Genomic DNA, 15,588 nt, shown 5'->3' with positions numbered 1-15,588 from the left:
CTTTCAACTACAAGTTTAAATTTTATTTTACAATACTGCTCTAATTTTGTTCCGTTCTAGCGAGAAAATAGGTTAAAAAGTGGGTAAATATCACTTTTTTATAACCTTTTTCGTCCTCCTCATTGTCCATTTTTAAGAGAAGAACCTGCATTTTGCACCATTTAGCCTTTCTAGTTTGGTTGCAAGCTCATGATTTTTCAAGCCCAATTACCCACTTTTAGCCCCTAAAAACCCACTTTTTAGCGGCTGTTTTGTCCTTCCAGGCTATGGTTTAGGGGTCCTAAAAGGTTTTATTTATACCATTTTGGTGTGGATGTTTATGCTTTTTACCTTGCATTTAGCACCATTTCGCTCTGCATTTAGCACCATTTTACGTTGCGTTTAGCACCAAAACGCACTGCATTTTGCACCAAAACGCACTGCATTTAGCGGCATATTGCATTGCATTTTGCCGCAAATAGCCCCTAAAACAGTGTTAATGGCTTGTTTTTGAAATAAATATTCATTTTGCCAGTATTTGTAACTAACCCCCTTCTGCCTCAAAACAAACCTTCGCGAGAATCGATTTTTTGCAGCAAGGTTGGCGATTGGTGGATGGAAAGGGCTCTTTTAATGTTAAATTTCTTGCTGAAAACTGGACAAAATGGTTGAAAAGAGATCGTCCGCTACCGGCCTCACCCCCAACCCCTCTCCAAGGGGAGAGGGGAGTGATGTGCTTTGTTAGGTTATGCTGGCTTGGCAACTTGTTAAGGGAAGAAGATGTAAAGGCGTTTAAAGGTGAAAAGGCGTTTAAAGGAGAAAAAGTGAAAAGATGGCTGCGCCCTTTAAAGGTGAAAGGGTGAAAGGGTGAAAAGGTGAAAAAATGGCTCACGCCCTTTAAAGGTGAAAGGGTGAAAAGTTGAAAAGATGAAAAAAAAGGCTGCGCCAACCAACTTCTAAACTTGTACTCTTGTCAACCCCTATACTCGTCAAATTGTCAACTCATCACCTCGTCACCTCGTCACCTCGTTAACCTGTCACCTCGTTAACTTGTTAACAGGTCTACAGGTCAACTGGTCACCTCATCACCTCGCCAACTCATTAACTGGTCAACTCATCACCTCGTTATAACCTGCCATTACGTCTTAGAAACAGTGTGCAATGCAAGGATTTACGTATGTGAACAATACCTAGAAATTGTGATTTTCAATGAAAAAGAGGTTTGTTTTTTCTCTTGTTAGATCAATTTGTTGTATTTTTGTGCACAGACAATCGGAGTAATTAACGAACTAGGAGGAGGGGATTAAAAGGCGAAGGACGATGTCTCCACGCTTTAATCCTCTTGTCTTTAAGTTGTTTTTCATTTTTACAGCTTTCTAACTTTGTACCTTTTTATTATGCAGCATCGACAAAAAGACCGAAAACTATATTTTAACGAGCTTTCTGCAACTAGCTGGAAGTACTTTTTGCCCTACATAGAACGTTATCTGCCCATCGAACAGGGCATGAACGTGTTGGAGATAGGCTGTGGCGATGGAGGCAACCTGTTGCCTTTCAGCGAGCGTGGGTGCGAGGTTGTGGGGGTAGACCTGGCCGAATGTAGGATAAACGATGCCAAGCGATTTTTCGAGGAGGCGGGTGCTAAGGGGCGGTTTATCGCATCAGACGTGTTCGAAATGAAGGGTATTGAACACCATTTCGACCTAATTATCTGCCACGACGTAATCGAACACATTATGGATAAGGCCTCTTTCTTGCCCAAGTTGCGCAAGTTCTTACGACTGGGAGGTGTTGTTTTCATGTCTTTTCCTGCTTGGCAGATGCCCTTCGGCGGTCATCAGCAGATTTGCCGAAGTAAGTTCCTCTCGCATTTGCCTTGGTTTCACCTCTTGCCAGAAGATGTATATGCGGCCATATTGAAGGCCTTCCACGAGAAGCCAGGCATTACAGACGAACTGCTTGACATCAAACAGACGCGTTGCACGATAGAGCTGTTCGAAGGTTTGGCCGCGCAACACTTTGCCATACGCAACCGCACGCTTTTTTTCATCAACCCCCATTACGAGATAAAGTTTGATCTGCGCCCCCGTTTGCTGTGGCCTCGCTTGGCCAGAATGCGGCATGTGCGCAACTTTTTTACCACTTCTTGCTTTTACATACTTGAGTAGGAAGTTTCGCCAAGTCTCCTTTTCAAAGCTGAAAAGCCACACCCCAAGTCCCTCTCCAAATGGAGAAAGGCTTGGGGTGTACTTTGTTCTTTATAGGCCTTTTGGCGCAACAACTTGCAACATCATAGCCTTACCGCCTTACGTCACCACTTTACCATCAGCGTTGTACCAACGGTGAAGGGCTTACCTTTTTGTGCCATAGGCGTTGAGGCAACGAAGTAATAGGCCAGATAATTGGTTGCAAGCGTGTTGCGCGACCATAGCTCTAAGGTAAAAATGCCGCGCGTTATGGCTGTTTTCAGGTTGAGAAGGGTGTAGAATGGCTGTTTAACCGCATTGTCTTCGCGCCAATAGAGCGGGCCAACGCCCGTGAGGTTGGCATTAAACATCAACTTGTTGGCAATACGGCCGAGGTTGTTTACTACATAGTTGGCATTGAACGAATAAGTGTGGCGCGGAACCAATGGCAACATATTGCCAGAGTAGTCGCGCCCCATCCCCATGCGCCCTTCCAGCATCTTGGCGTAAGTGTATCCGTAACTAGCCTGTAACGAAAGTGCGGGTAAGGGCGTGGCATTAAGCGTAAGTTCTACCCCCTTGCTGTTGCTGTGCCCCACATTGCGCACAACATTGCCCAGTGCAGGCACGGTGATGGAGAGTTGTTGGTGCCGCCAGTCGATGTAAAAGGCGCTAGCCTCTAACGCCAACAGGCCTTTAAGGAAACTCCATTTGGCTCCAACCTCGTAGTTCCACGTGTGTTCGGGCTTGTAAGTATAGTCTTCGTCGGTTTGGCGAACGGCGTTAAAGCCGCCCGCTTTATAGCCTTTCGCTACGGTGGCGTATATCATACGGAAGGGCGTAAACTGGTATTTAAGCGTAAACTTGGGTGTTATCTGCTTGTCAATCCTGCTTGCATCAAAGTCTGTTGCTTGCCATCCGCCCTTCGGGTCTACGGGATTGAACATGGGTGGGGCGTCTTGTCCCATCCATTTTACCTTGGCTTTGTTGTTGTTTATTTTGTTTCTCTCCCAATCCAACCGGACACCAGCCGATGCCCACAAGCCCTTTACGATGTTGAACGTGCTGACATGATAGAGTGCGAACCCCGTTGTGGGCAGTTTGTTCTGGCTCACTTCGTACAATTTGGCCGCTATGCGCGATGTGTTTACGGTGTAATGTTCGTGTTGATGGAAACCAAATGCACCCACAATCCATTGATATCGGCTTTCGTTGGTAGAGCGGAAGGTGAATTCTTGGCTCACTTGGTTCTGCCAATGCGGCATTTTAACGGCGAAGATGTCGCGTGGCGAATAGTCTTGGTCTACTTCTACGCTACCATCATTGTGTTGAAATGCGGTCTGACTGTTCATACTCCAGCCCTCGGCATCGTATCGCCAACTCATGCCCAGTGTACCAACCAGCCTGCGGTAAGTGCTTTCGCGATTGTAGGCAATGGGTTGTAGCACGCCCGTTTGCGGGTTGTAAGGCGCATAGGGGTAGCCGTTTTGTTGGGTAAGGTCTAGTGCAGCCGTAAATCTTGCAGTCCATTGGTCTGCTGGTTTCCACGTTGCGCCCAGCCTAATGGTGCCATTGCCGATGCGGTCGGCCTTGTTGTTGAGAAAAGTATTGGTCTGAAAACCGTCGTTATGGTGATAATTGGCAGCCAACGAAAGGCCAAATCTTTGGTTCAGTTTATGATAGGCGGATGCGGCCACGAGCCAATCGTTGTACGAACCATACGAAACTTTGGCCATTGTGCCTTGGTAATCGAGTGGCGAACGCGTGAAAACGTTTATCAAACCAGCCGATGCGTTACGCCCGAAGAGCGTTCCTTGCGGACCGCGCAGCACTTCAACCTTGCTTACGCCAAAGAGGTCCATGTCTAATACGGTTCTGTCGAAGTAGGGAATGCCGTCTACATACACGCCTACCGAAGGCGAATTAACCTTCGAGCCGATGCCGCGAATGTAGATGGGTGAATATTGTCGCGAGCCATAGTCGGGCATGTAGAAATTGGCTAACATGCCACTAAGGTCGCGAAGACCCACAAGTTGGTTGTTTTCGATGTAGCGTTCGCCTACCCCTTGTTGCGAAACGGGCGATATGGCGGCTCTGTCTTGTTTAAATCCCACCACCGAAACCTCGTTAATCATTCCGCCAATGGTGGCCGAATCTTCTACTGTGGCGTTCGCTGTTGCCGCAAATGCGACGGCTGTTAGTGTTGCGATAATTTTCATTTTCGAATGTTTTTGTATTTCGGCAAAGCCGTTCCGCCGCTCACTTCGCAGCCAGTCGGCGCACGCTTTACACGTTTTAAAAGTGCAAAAGTATGCAAATGTATGAAAAACCGCAATCCTTATTTGTGTGGAAATAGGTGGGAAAGGCCTTATTCACAGCCCCTCCTCAATAGGAGAGGGGAGAGAATGGCCTTGTGTCTTGACGATTTGACGACACGTTAACAGGCCAACTGGTAACCCTGTTAACGTGTCGTCGAACCGCGATGTAGCTCCTCACTTTGCTAAAAGTTGGCCAAGCGCGGCACTTTGAATGTGATGGAAAAACAGCGTGGAGCGTTAAGAACCAGCCTAATACTCCTCTTCTTCGAGGGTTACTTTTCGCATGCCCTGTTCTGTTTTAAGCAAGAGTGTGACGGTTGAATCGTTTGAAAGAGCTCGTTCTTCCTCCCACGAAAAATGCTCAACCTTTCTGCCATTCACCTCAACGACGATGTCGCCCAGTTTCATTCCTGCCTTATCAGCCGCACTTCCATCGTATATTGAGCGCACAATCCAGCCTTTTCCGATGTCGGTTCGGTTTATCCAACCAAACCCCCATGTGGTTCCGCCAGACCGATATTCCTTAAATTGGCGGCAATATAGCTTGCCATTAGGGATGTCTATCACCAAGTTGTAACATCCAAGAACACCTGCGCCGATGTTCCCCACATAGATGTTCTCTTTGAAAGCTCCCTTACCTTCGGGCAACATTGATATTTCTGGCTGCGGAATATGTAGCGAACCCATCCGCATGCTGTCGGCGTATGCGTCTATCCATGTGCTAACTCCACCATCGCCAAGGCCCATGTCAAGGCCATGTCCAACGCGTTTTTCCCCCCTATAGCTTTCTAGGTTATACTGTTTCGTCGTCGCTTCGGTGAAGAAAACGTCGTTTCCCGACCCCGTGTCAATGATATAAAGCCCTTCAATGGCTTGTCCGTTAAACCAGATGGTGGCCTTAATCAGGCAGTCCTTATCCTTAAATGTAAGTGGCAAACATTGGTAGTTGCGCTTTACCGAGTCGGGTATGGTGTTCAGTTTACGAATAAAACGTTGCTGATAATTAATTTCAAGGGGCAATCTTTCAAAGTCGTTGCTCCCAAATATGCCATCCGCGTGTTTCCCCAACACACTCCTAAGGTTGCCTAAGACCATGTAGGGGAAAGTTTCCGACGCTTTCCCATGTTCTACCTTGTGCCTTTTCTGCGACACCTTAACGCGCGAATATCCGTTCGTACCACGCAATCTGCCCCACATCGACGTATTAACAGTCCAGCCTTGTTCTTTCAAGTACACCGTGTCAACCAGCAGTTGTCCGCTTGCCCCCGTATCGAATATCATGTTGGCGTGGTGTGTGCTGTCGATGATTGACGGCAAATAGATGTGCCCATCCTTGATAAAAGAAATGGGTTCTTCGCACACCTTCACTTGTTGGCTTGCCTTTTTCTGCGCACTAGCCATCAGGATAAAGAAGGCAAAGAGCATTGTCAATGTTGTTTTTCTTTTCATTGTTGGTATTTTTAGAATATGCTTTTAAGTCTTTGAAAGTGGGCTTACTCGTAAAGTGGCTCTGTTTTGAGGGTTACTTTTCGCATGCCCTGTTCTGTTTTAAGCAAAAGCGTGATGGTTGAATCGTTTGAAAGCGCTCGTTCCTCCTCCCACGAATAGTTCTCCACCTTCTTTCCATTCACCTTTAAGATGGTGTCGCCAAGCCTTATTCCTGCTTTTTCTGCTGCGCCGCCTTTATATATTGAGCGCACAATCCATCCCTTACCGATGTCGGTTCGGTTTATCCACGAGAAACCCCACGTTCTTTTTTCAGGTGTGTGTTCCTTGTAGGGACGATAGTAGAGTTTGTTGTGGGCGGGGTCGAATACTAAATTATAGCTGCTAAGAATACCTGCCCCGATATAGCCTGCATTGTACATTCGCGAGTGGGATGAGGCCTCTGGCATAGGTATAGACACGACAACAGGGCCAATGTTTTGCAGTCCAAGGCGGACCGAGTCGGCTAGTGCGAAGGTCGTTGTAGTGGTTGTTGTGTCGCCTATGTTCGTGTACTGAGCCAGTAACTGCCGAGTTTTGCCCTTGTATGCCATTAGGTTGTGCCGCTTTACTATGTAGCTGGTGAAAAGAATGTCGTCATTGCCTCCAAGCCATAGCTGATAAAGGCCCCCAATGCGCTTGTTGTTGAACCACACGTATGCTTCAATCATAAACTTAGAATCCCTAACCGTGAGCGGCAAACAGCGGTAGTTGCGTTTAACGGAATCGGGTATGGCCGTTAGTGTGCGTAAGAATTTCTGCTGAAAGTTCACCTCAAATGGAGAGTATTCAAAGAAAGTATCCCACATGATGCCGTCGGCATGCTTGCCCAACACGTTTCTTATGTCGGTTATGAGCATGTAAGGGAAGTTTGCTGCGATGTTACCAAACTTCACCTCGTGCTTTGTGTTCGATGCTTTTAGGCGCAGTGTATCTGTTTCTCTCAGTATTAAACCTTTTTCTATCTTTGGCGGTTGCCAACACTTTTCTTTAAGATACGTGGTATCTACCACCAATTGGCGGTTGGCATTTGTGGTAAACAAGATGTTGGCAGGGTATTTATTGTTGATAGTTGCAGGCAAGTAGATGCCCTCATCCCATGTGAATGGGATTGAGTCGTTGCTCTCCCACTTAGAGTCGAGTGGCCCTTTTTGCGCACTAGCCATCAGGATAAAGGTGGCAAAGAGCATTGTCAATGTTGTTTTTCTTTTCATTGTCGGCGTTTTTTTAGTTTAGAATGTTGTGAGATTATAGGTGGTTGTGATTGTCGTTTGTCGAGGTCTGGGATGGGTTCTCAGGCAGTAGGCAGGGTTGTTTGTGCGCAAACACATCGTTAATGCTGCATACGTTCGGCATTGGCACATGCCTTGGTGCCGATGCTTGTTGGGCTTAACCTTGCCTAAAATGGGGGATGTTAGGTTAATCCGCATGTGCAAATGTAGTGAATTATTTTGTAAAGTGCAATTCGTACTTTGTTTTAACCCCAATCGTTCGTTGTGCCGCTCATCAATCATTTTAGGTTGTTTACATCGTTTTCTATTGGTCTTTCGTTTGCTTGTGGAGCATCTTGTCTGCCTTATTCTCTCGACGTGGCCCGCTACGCCTTCAAGAATAAAACAGCTAAGATGCTCCACAAGCAAACAAAACCAAAGCGGCTCTGACGGCCGATTGGGGGGTAACTTCTGGTTGAGCAAATCAACGAGATTTCTTTTTTAAAAGTCTGAGAAAGGTATAAGCGCTTTGCAAAACCATTCGATTCATGTGTTTTGGGGTGGCAGCACTTCCATTATTTCGGTTTGTGTGCCAAACGATAATCGTTCAATGTGATGCAACTGGCCATTATTTTTTATCGAAGAAGGGCGCTTTAATTCAAAAAAATGATGTGGATTTGCAGTTATAAACTTCATTATATTGAAGATAAATGGCCAAAATGGCATATAAGTTTCACTATAATGATAATTAAAAACATAGCGTCATGGTCGATTTATATGAATATTCCACGCCTGAACTTGTACGCCTTTTGGGTACGCGTTTCAAGGAGTATAGGCTGCGTTGCAACCTCACTCAAAAAGAGGTTGCCGAACGATCGGGGGTTGGACTGACCACCATTCACAAGTTTGAGAATGGCAGCGCCGGCAACTTGTCGCTATCCACATTCGTGCTTTTGCTTAAAGTTGTTGGTCAAATCAACTCGTTAGACAACCTTTTGCCAGAGTTGCCTCCCTCTCCTTATCTTGTGCGTAGGGATGAAAAGAAGGCGCAACGCATTAGACATACTAAGTAATTGGTGCGAATGGTAAAGTTGTTAAGCACTATGATAGAAAGGGTTTGCTTAGCCCAGCTTACCGCCGAACAGCTGAAAGCAATGGTAGAAAAGTTTTTAAAGTAAGCGTTACAACCCCAATATGTGCTTTACAAACAGTTTGTTGTTGCTTGTTAGTGCTATATGATGCTTGCCGAAAGAGGGGGCGCGTGGCCACAATAGGCCTGTAAAGTGTGGTTAAACGGCCATGAATGTAGTCTGTTTAGCCCTTAGCCACCAGCAGCCAATGCTTGCCTTGGGCATCGGTTGTGGCGAAAAGGAAGTGTTCGCCGCCGTCTTTTAGTCTTAGTTTCTTGCGTAAGGCCTCGGGTTTGAGGGGGAAGTTGCGCGTGGCGATGTTGGCTTTGCTGATGCCTTGCAGCGCAGCTTTTAGGTGGCGCTTGTTAAAAGAGGTAGTTGCAACGAGTTTAAACCGTCGGCCAGGGAAGTCGGGCAGGTCGTTGTTGGCCACAAAGAGATGCGAGTTTGGGGCAATGGCTTGTACACCTAGTCTGCTGCATAGCATGCCGAAACAACCTGCTTTCATGATGGAGGCGTTGGGTTCGAAAAGGTACATGCCTGCTTGTGGAGGCGTTTGCAAGATGGTTTGTGGGGTTGCATCGGCCTCGGCAAGACTGTATTGAAAGCTGTTGCCATCGTTATAGCATGTAATGTGCGTGCTGTTGGCGGTGCCTGTGGCTTGTTGTGGTGTTGGGTTTTCTAGTGGAGTGGGGTGTAATTGCCCGCTTTGCGCGGCAGCCTGGCTTAGGCATTGTGCGTGGTTTTGCCTATCGGTGATAAGGAAGAGCAACTCTTTGCACTCGTTCTTTGCAGATACGATGTGCAGTTGGCTTACCCATGCGCCATGTTCTTGCAGCTGCGCAATGGCCAGTTGCCAATGCAACATGGGCGAGAGTTTAACCATGAGCAAGCCACATTTGGCTAAGAGCATGGGCAAAAGTTGGAGAATATCGGGCGAACAGTGTTCGATAAGCACCGTTTTGCCCCCATTCTTATCTCTACGTGCAGGGTCTAGGTAGATGCACGACACCCTTTCCATTGTTTTGAGGTGGCTTTCGGCCTCGGCACACACCACCTCGGCATGCCCTATATCAAGGGCATTGAGGTTGTTTTGCACCAATTGGCAAAGCTTGGATTGACGTTCCACATAGGTGGCTTGGGCGAAATGGGGCGCCATAAAGACAAAATCTACGCCGAATCCGCCTGTAAGGTCTGCTAACGAAGTGTGTTCGCATTCGCCTACCTGTTTCTTATCACAATTTCCTTTCCCTCCTTCGCTGTTGTTAGGTGTGGCTTGTTGTATATCGTTTACAAGCCGCCACGCCACGTTAGCCTTATATTCGGCCGTGGTTTGCGACGAGCATTGCTCCATAGAAAGATGTGGCGGATAAACGATATTGGGGTTCTTGGCCCACGAAGGCAGCTTTCGGCAAGCGGTTTGCCATCCTGCAATTTGGTCGAGAGCAAAGGGAAGGTCTACGTTTGGTGAGTTATGGGCGGCGAGAGCCAGCTGTGGCACGTTGTCGTTTCTATGTTCTGCGATAAAGCGTAGGGTGTCGTTGTTGATGTACATGTTGTTGTGGGGCGTTATGGAGTAGGGGATTGGTGGGCTTGAGGAGAGCAGTGGTGTGAGCAAAGGCACTGCCATTTGCTGCGTGGGATGGTTGGTGCGCGCCTATGTTTGCCAAGCCAAAGCTTCTTTGAAAACTAAGCCTAAGTATCGTTGAAAACCAGTTCAAAGTTCTTTGAAAACGCGAAAAGGTGTTGTTTATTATGTGGAAGGGATAGATTGCACGCAAGTCAGCTTTCTCGGCATAGGACACAGAAACGCCCCCAAAGGCGTATGAAGGCCAATGGGGGCGTTGGTTATGGTGTTAGTAGTGCGGCGCGGGGGCTTTTAAGCATAGCCAACGTATGTGCCACGGAGGGCGTACGGGTGCGAAATGCTGTTGACCTTAACGCCACAGGCTTTACTTGTAGAACTTCATTTCGCCGATAACAAGGTATCTTGATGAGGCTGAACGTACGTTGGAGAGCCTTATGTAGTTACATTTAACGGGCTTGGTAAAGCGAACAACGAAAGGTTCTCCATTGCTGATGCTGTTGTCTGTTCTCGTAATCTCTCCTTGGTTCGTCCATGTGTTCCAGTCCTCACTGGTCTCAACAGTCATACTCTTAGCCACCCAGTTGACATATCTTGCGCTAGGAACGAGTGAGAGAGCAGTAACTTTGGTGTTTTCGGACACTGTGATGACGAAAGTAAATGGCCCTTCGTTGGAAGGCTTAAACCACACGGTTGACAGGTTGCCGTCGTATAGTTTCTCAAGCTTATTGTTCTGGTCGTCGTATACTAAGTAGTCGCCGAGGTCCATAGCCGTAAGTCCATCGGTGTTGCCATTATCAACAATATTGCTTTCCTTGTAGTTAACGGTGATGTTCATATTGCCGTAGTTGCTAGCCACATCTACACCTTGTGCTGGGTTCAGTGTAAGCGTAACTGCGCCGTTTGTGCGGGTAGACATCAGCGTGTCGAGTGCGTTGCCCAATTGCGCAACCACCTTAATGGGTTCTGCCGATACGGTAGCGCCCTTAGCAATGGTAACAGTAGGTGTAAGAATATTAACTGCGCCCTTTTCCAAAGCCGTAGCGCCAGCCTGCTTGGTGGCAGAAGGATTCTCGGCAACGCTCACTTCTAGGTCGTGGTCGAGTGGAGAAGAGAGGCGTACATAAAACTTAACGGTGTCTTTTTTAGCTATAAGTTCGCCATTGGCGTTTACAACTTCCAGCGCACCCTTGTTGCCTTGGTTGCCCAAGTCGTGTATGTACAGCTTAGGCAAGTTGCTTGTTTCGCCCTTATCGTAGAGTTTAGTGCCCACTTCGGGTTCGCTTTGGCAGGCAGTAAACAATGTGGCAAGCCCCACGAGGGCCGGCAATGTTATCTTTAAGATTGATTTCATATTGATAATCTTCGTCTGAATGTGTTAGGTTTGGAAAGTATTTGCCCACCTTGTCCCCAAGGCTTTGTCGGCCTTGGGCAAGCAGGGCTTATGGCATGTTCTAAAAATTCCCCGCAAAGGTTCAATTGTTGTTCCTTGTTTTGCTCTTTGCTGTCTTTTTGCTTTTATCTGGCATCTTTCGCTTACTCTTTCAGTCGCATAGTTCACTATGCTCCTTCAAGAAGTAAGCAAAACCTGCTCAGCTAAAAGCTAAAAATACAGTAAAGGTAATTTTTAGAACCTGCCTTATACGATTAGTTATTTGCCGTCGATGCGCACGTTAGGAATCCATGCGGGAAGCGTAGCGGCCTTACCGTTGTTGCCGTGGCCTGTGGCATCCTTAAAGGTGTCGCCACTGCCTTCGTTCATCTTCCAGTAGGCCTCTAATCCATCGCTTGCAGGGTCGCAAACGTACATGTCGTTGGCCACTTCGTTTTGCGTACGAGCCTTAGTCCAGAAACGCAGCTCGCTCACTTGTACGTTAGCTTTGAGGTAATCGGTGGCTCCAAAGAGCATGGTGTTGCCTAGGTTGACAACCTTTCCGGGCAAATCCATCTGCGAATCGAGTTTTCCGTTAACGTAGAGCGATAGCTTTGTGCCTTCGCAAACAAAGGCCAAGTGGTACCACTTGCCAGCCTCGAAGAGTTGGTTGCTGTTAAGTTGCGAGCCTTGGGTCTTGATTTGCAAGCGGTTTCCTTCGATGGGAGCGTCGCCAAAGCGCGTGTATATCTCGCCGTCCTTGCCCGAAGGTGCCCATGCACCGAAGAGCATCTGGTTGTTTAGTTCGCCGATGGCCTTGCCAAGCCTGTCGATGTTAACGTTCATTTCTACCGTCCATGCCGTTAGTGCATACTCTTGGCGCATGTTGAAGGTGATGCGTGCGGCCGAATTGATGACGGGAACGTCTTGACGAACAACTTGATCGATGATGCACACAAGCTTACTGCCAGGTTCGAGCACGTCGTTTACGCCGTTTTTGCTTTTCAACTTTAAGGCCACGGCATACTTCTTACCCGAGTTTTTCACCTCGTTGGATAGCGGTTTCACCGTAAGTTGCACAGGTGTAGAGCTTACGCCGCCAACGTTAACCGTGGCTTCGGTGTTGGTAAGCTCGTATTCGCTAGTGGGCAAGGCCACGTAGTGGGTGGCATTGCGTGCGTTATACTCGTTCAGGGCAGCCTCGTCTACCGACACTTCGAAAGTGCTGGCTTGCTCGGCAGGCGATGATAGCCTAACGTAGAAGTTCTGTTGCACGTTGTCTTCGCCCACCGTAATCTTCATAGATGTGTTGGCGTTGGTGCGCGTTTGCTCGAAATAGGCCTGATTGGCGAGTTCGCTATATTCGGCATTGTTGCATGCGGCCAACGAAAGGGCTGCAATGGCCATTGCAGCAGCCTTAATGGTTATGCTGTATCTTTTCATTTTTGCGTAATGATTAAGTGTGGTTTTACTTCAAAGAAGGGTTCATAATCTGTATGGCCTTGCGCAACCAGGGGTATGTGGTTTGCGCCGAAGACTGCCCGTATTCGTACTCCATGTGATACGAACCTACGCCACCCTTCTGGAAGGTTTGTCCGTTATAGGTGGGTTGCCAGTAGGCCATGCCGAGGAGCGAGGGTATAACATTGCCCTGTTTTGTGCGGAAGTCTACGCCACCCATTGCGGCATAGTTCTCAAAGTTTTCGCAAACGATGATTTTCTTTGCCACCTGTTCGGGGGTGAGTGTATTCTTGAAGTGTTCAATTTGCGTTCTCAAACGGCTGTTTAGCTGTTCGTCGCTGCTGGTGTTGTAGGCTTGCAGGATGAAGTAGTCGAAGTGGTCGCCCAGCGATTCGGGTAGTGCATCGGGCTCACCGTCAACAACGAGCATCTTATTGGTACCCGATTTGGGGCCGATACGCTTGCTTAGGGTTTGAACGAAAGCCGTCATCACGCCCTGTTCGTTCCACATCTCCTTGTCGGTAGCGAAAGGTTGTGCGAAGTTGGGTTCGGCATCGATGTCGAATCCGTCGTAGCCGTACTTGTCGATGCTGTCGCAAATGGCGTTGGCATACTTCTGGGCTGCGGCAATTCTCGACTCATTAGAGTCGCCCCAGCCCCAGAATTCCTTCCTCCATTCTTTCCACGTGGTTCCGGCTTTGGCCTTGTCTGCGGGTAAAGGCGGCGTCATTTGGTCGCCAATGTCCATCACGATAAAGCACATCAGCACCTTCGTTCCTTTTACCTGCTGAACAAATTGCAGGTCTCTCTTTTGTTTGTCGTTTAGGTTTCTCCAGTTTCCCCAAAGCGAAACGAAGTCTACACTGTCGGGAAGACCTTTGATCGAGTTGTTGAGCATGGCTGCATCGCCAGTCCAGTTGCCAAACCATCCGAACGCTTTGGGATGGTCGCTGTTCTTGTATTCGCGCAGCTTGGCATAATAGGCTTCGCTTTTGTTAGTGGTGGTCAAGTCGGTTGGGTTCTTTATTTCCGTCTCGGTCCAGTCGCTGCATGCCGTGAGCGACATCGTAGCAGCCGCAAGCCACAGCAGGGTTTTATTCTTAATATTCATCGAAATCTAATTTTATAATGTTGGGTTAACGAGTTACTAGTTTACTAGTTGGGTCGTTAACAAGTTTACCAGTTAACAAGGAGAGGTGGAGTTGGTGGGCTTAAAAGCCATTAGCCATAGCCGTATCGCGGCTGGGCGCAACTCCATAACTCCTCTTTATCCCTTCACTCCTTTACTCCTTAGCATTTATTCCTTTACTTCTTTTGCCACCACATCTTCGTTGCGTAATCGTCGGTACCGCCGATAAGTTGCACCGCTTTGCGATAGTTGGTGGGGTTTTTAGTAAGTTCGTCTACGGCGAAAGGAATGCGGTTGGGCACCTTTAAGCTGTATCCAGATGTGCTTTGAGCCACGGGGAACACTTTGGGATAACCCGTTCGGCGCAGCTCGCTCCAAGCCTCTTGTCCATCGGGGAAGAGTGCAATCCACTTTTGTGTCATCAGTCGTTCGAGCTTTTCCTCGGCCGTTGCGCCGTCATTCCATTTGATGGTGATGGTGCTAACGGCAGCTTGCGACTGTCCGAAACCTCCTTCGGCATCAGTATAGTCGGCTTGTTTGGCCGTGCTGTTTTCGAGATAGCTTGCAGCACTGCCTGCTCCCCATTGTTCGAACGATAGTTTTACGCCCTCTTCGTACAGGTCTTTGGCCGTTCCACCCATGCCGCTCCAACCGGCTAGCACGCCTTCTGCGCGGCAGAAAGCCATTTCAGCGGCAGTTAGCCACACGCCACGAGTGTTCTGACCCACGTTGGCAGCCGAATAAATCTCGTTGGCTTTCTTCTTATTCTCAATCTTTGCACCAGCCAGACAGCCCACGATGGCACGTCCCGATGTTTTTTGTGCAGGCTTGAAGTACGTTCTAAGGCGTGGGTCGGCATAACCCGTGAGGAAACATTCCAAGTCGGCACAAGCGCGGCTGTCGCCCCATTCAATAGAAGTTTTATATTGTCCGTTGGGTACATAGGTAACGGCGCAATTGTCGTCGTTGCTCGTAATGACGCCAGCAGCAACGGCTGCCTCACCCGTTTTCTTTGCGAATGCGGGGTCGGCATAGCGCATACGTATGGCCATTCTCAACTTTAAGGAGTTGGCCAACTTATACCATTTAGACACTTTGCCCTCATAAACCTTGTCGTTCTCGTCGTTTACCGTTGAGCTGTTGAAAGGTTTAAGCAGCAATGCGGCCGTGTCTAGGTTGGCAACGAGCAGCTTATACACGTCTTCTTGCGAAGAGTAGGCAGCGTCGTCGTCTTGCTCCAATCCCACGGGCAATGCGCCATACATGTCAACATAGCGTTGGTAAACCTGTGCACGGAGTACCAAGGCCTGAGCGTAGAGCACGCCTTCGCGACCCGTTTTGGCAGCGATGGCTTTGAAAGCCGACGTTGCTTTGGGCAGTGAATTGTTGAATGGCCAGCTCACCCAGCCATTGGGCGCATTGAAACGGGCGAAGTTCTTGTCGCTGAAACCATTGTTGGCGTAGGTCATATAGCGGCCCAGATAGTTGCCGATGAGGTCTTCGGTCATCTGATACGTGTTCTCTTGTTCGGGGAAAGCCTCGTTTACCAATTGGGTAAGGAACGAACTGGTGGAGTAGTTGTCGCGGTCCAGCTCATCTGCCGATACCTTATGGCCGGGGCGGTTGGCCTCTTCGAAACCAGCGGTGCAAGCCGTTTGCATGGCTAAGCCGCCTACTAGCAGGGCTCCCAATGCCATCGACTTCAATATATGTTTGTTATTCATCGTTGTAT

Annotated in this window: 10 protein-coding genes; 2 read left to right on the top strand and 8 right to left on the bottom strand. The window is 48.2% G+C overall.

Features of this window, described 5'->3' with window-relative positions; translation table 11 throughout:
• The first annotated feature begins 1,376 nt into the window (after positions 1-1,376).
• On the top strand, positions 1,377-2,147 hold the full coding sequence (locus tag HMPREF0670_RS07315) for a class I SAM-dependent methyltransferase (RefSeq protein ID WP_009230514.1): 771 nt from the start codon (positions 1,377-1,379) through the stop codon (positions 2,145-2,147).
• 143 nt (positions 2,148-2,290) lie between these two features.
• Here HMPREF0670_RS07315 and HMPREF0670_RS07310 read toward each other — a convergent pair whose 3' ends face one another.
• The 3 genes from HMPREF0670_RS07310 to HMPREF0670_RS07300 all read right to left on the bottom strand — a co-directional run bounded on the left by HMPREF0670_RS07310 (position 2,291) and on the right by HMPREF0670_RS07300 (position 7,182).
• On the bottom strand, positions 2,291-4,384 hold the full coding sequence (locus tag HMPREF0670_RS07310; RefSeq protein WP_009230513.1) for a TonB-dependent receptor: 2,094 nt from the start codon (positions 4,382-4,384) through the stop codon (positions 2,291-2,293).
• A 348-nt stretch (positions 4,385-4,732) separates the two neighbouring features.
• Entirely contained in the window at positions 4,733-5,932 is a 1,200-nt protein-coding gene (locus tag HMPREF0670_RS07305) for a PDZ domain-containing protein (protein ID WP_009230512.1), read from the bottom strand.
• Between the two features lie 44 nt (positions 5,933-5,976).
• On the bottom strand, positions 5,977-7,182 hold the full coding sequence (locus HMPREF0670_RS07300) for a PDZ domain-containing protein (protein ID WP_009230511.1): 1,206 nt from the start codon (positions 7,180-7,182) through the stop codon (positions 5,977-5,979).
• Positions 7,183-7,943: 761 nt separating this feature from the next.
• Here HMPREF0670_RS07300 and HMPREF0670_RS07295 point away from each other — a divergent pair.
• On the top strand, positions 7,944-8,252 hold the full coding sequence (locus HMPREF0670_RS07295; protein WP_009230510.1) for a helix-turn-helix domain-containing protein: 309 nt from the start codon (positions 7,944-7,946) through the stop codon (positions 8,250-8,252).
• 241 nt (positions 8,253-8,493) lie between these two features.
• Here HMPREF0670_RS07295 and HMPREF0670_RS07290 read toward each other — a convergent pair whose 3' ends face one another.
• From HMPREF0670_RS07290 to HMPREF0670_RS07270, 5 genes are all read right to left on the bottom strand, one after another.
• A complete protein-coding gene (locus tag HMPREF0670_RS07290) occupies positions 8,494-9,864 on the bottom strand; it encodes a THUMP-like domain-containing protein (protein ID WP_044077947.1) in 1,371 nt (456 codons plus the stop codon).
• A 397-nt stretch (positions 9,865-10,261) separates the two neighbouring features.
• Positions 10,262-11,248: a discoidin domain-containing protein gene (locus HMPREF0670_RS07285; RefSeq protein ID WP_009230508.1), complete on the bottom strand. Its 987-nt coding sequence runs from the start codon at positions 11,246-11,248 to the stop codon at positions 10,262-10,264.
• A gap of 297 nt (positions 11,249-11,545) precedes the next feature.
• On the bottom strand, positions 11,546-12,709 hold the full coding sequence (locus tag HMPREF0670_RS07280) for a DUF1735 and LamG domain-containing protein (protein WP_009230507.1): 1,164 nt from the start codon (positions 12,707-12,709) through the stop codon (positions 11,546-11,548).
• Between the two features lie 25 nt (positions 12,710-12,734).
• Complete coding sequence (locus HMPREF0670_RS07275) at positions 12,735-13,838, bottom strand: glycoside hydrolase family 18 (protein WP_157579589.1); 1,104 nt, start codon at positions 13,836-13,838, stop codon at positions 12,735-12,737.
• Positions 13,839-14,032: 194 nt separating this feature from the next.
• A complete protein-coding gene (locus HMPREF0670_RS07270; protein WP_009230505.1) occupies positions 14,033-15,580 on the bottom strand; it encodes a SusD/RagB family nutrient-binding outer membrane lipoprotein in 1,548 nt (515 codons plus the stop codon).
• Between the last annotated feature and the right edge of the window lie 8 nt (positions 15,581-15,588).

Source organism: Prevotella sp. oral taxon 317 str. F0108 (genome assembly GCF_000162415.1).
GTDB lineage: Bacteria > Bacteroidota > Bacteroidia > Bacteroidales > Bacteroidaceae > Prevotella > Prevotella conceptionensis.
The sequence above is the reverse complement of the archived record's forward strand: the minus strand, read 5'-3'. Positions and strand labels throughout refer to the sequence as shown.

Coding starts and splice junctions, on each gene's coding strand:
- HMPREF0670_RS07300 (WP_009230511.1), bottom strand. CDS start 7,182: ATGAAAAGAAAAACAACATTGACAATGCTCTTTGCCACCTTTATCCTG.
- HMPREF0670_RS07290 (WP_044077947.1), bottom strand. CDS start 9,864: ATGTACATCAACAACGACACCCTACGCTTTATCGCAGAACATAGAAAC.
- HMPREF0670_RS07285 (WP_009230508.1), bottom strand. CDS start 11,248: ATGAAATCAATCTTAAAGATAACATTGCCGGCCCTCGTGGGGCTTGCC.
- HMPREF0670_RS07315 (WP_009230514.1), top strand. CDS start 1,377: ATGCAGCATCGACAAAAAGACCGAAAACTATATTTTAACGAGCTTTCT.
- HMPREF0670_RS07280 (WP_009230507.1), bottom strand. CDS start 12,709: ATGAAAAGATACAGCATAACCATTAAGGCTGCTGCAATGGCCATTGCA.
- HMPREF0670_RS07270 (WP_009230505.1), bottom strand. CDS start 15,580: ATGAATAACAAACATATATTGAAGTCGATGGCATTGGGAGCCCTGCTA.
- HMPREF0670_RS07305 (WP_009230512.1), bottom strand. CDS start 5,932: ATGAAAAGAAAAACAACATTGACAATGCTCTTTGCCTTCTTTATCCTG.
- HMPREF0670_RS07275 (WP_157579589.1), bottom strand. CDS start 13,838: ATGAATATTAAGAATAAAACCCTGCTGTGGCTTGCGGCTGCTACGATG.
- HMPREF0670_RS07295 (WP_009230510.1), top strand. CDS start 7,944: ATGGTCGATTTATATGAATATTCCACGCCTGAACTTGTACGCCTTTTG.
- HMPREF0670_RS07310 (WP_009230513.1), bottom strand. CDS start 4,384: ATGAAAATTATCGCAACACTAACAGCCGTCGCATTTGCGGCAACAGCG.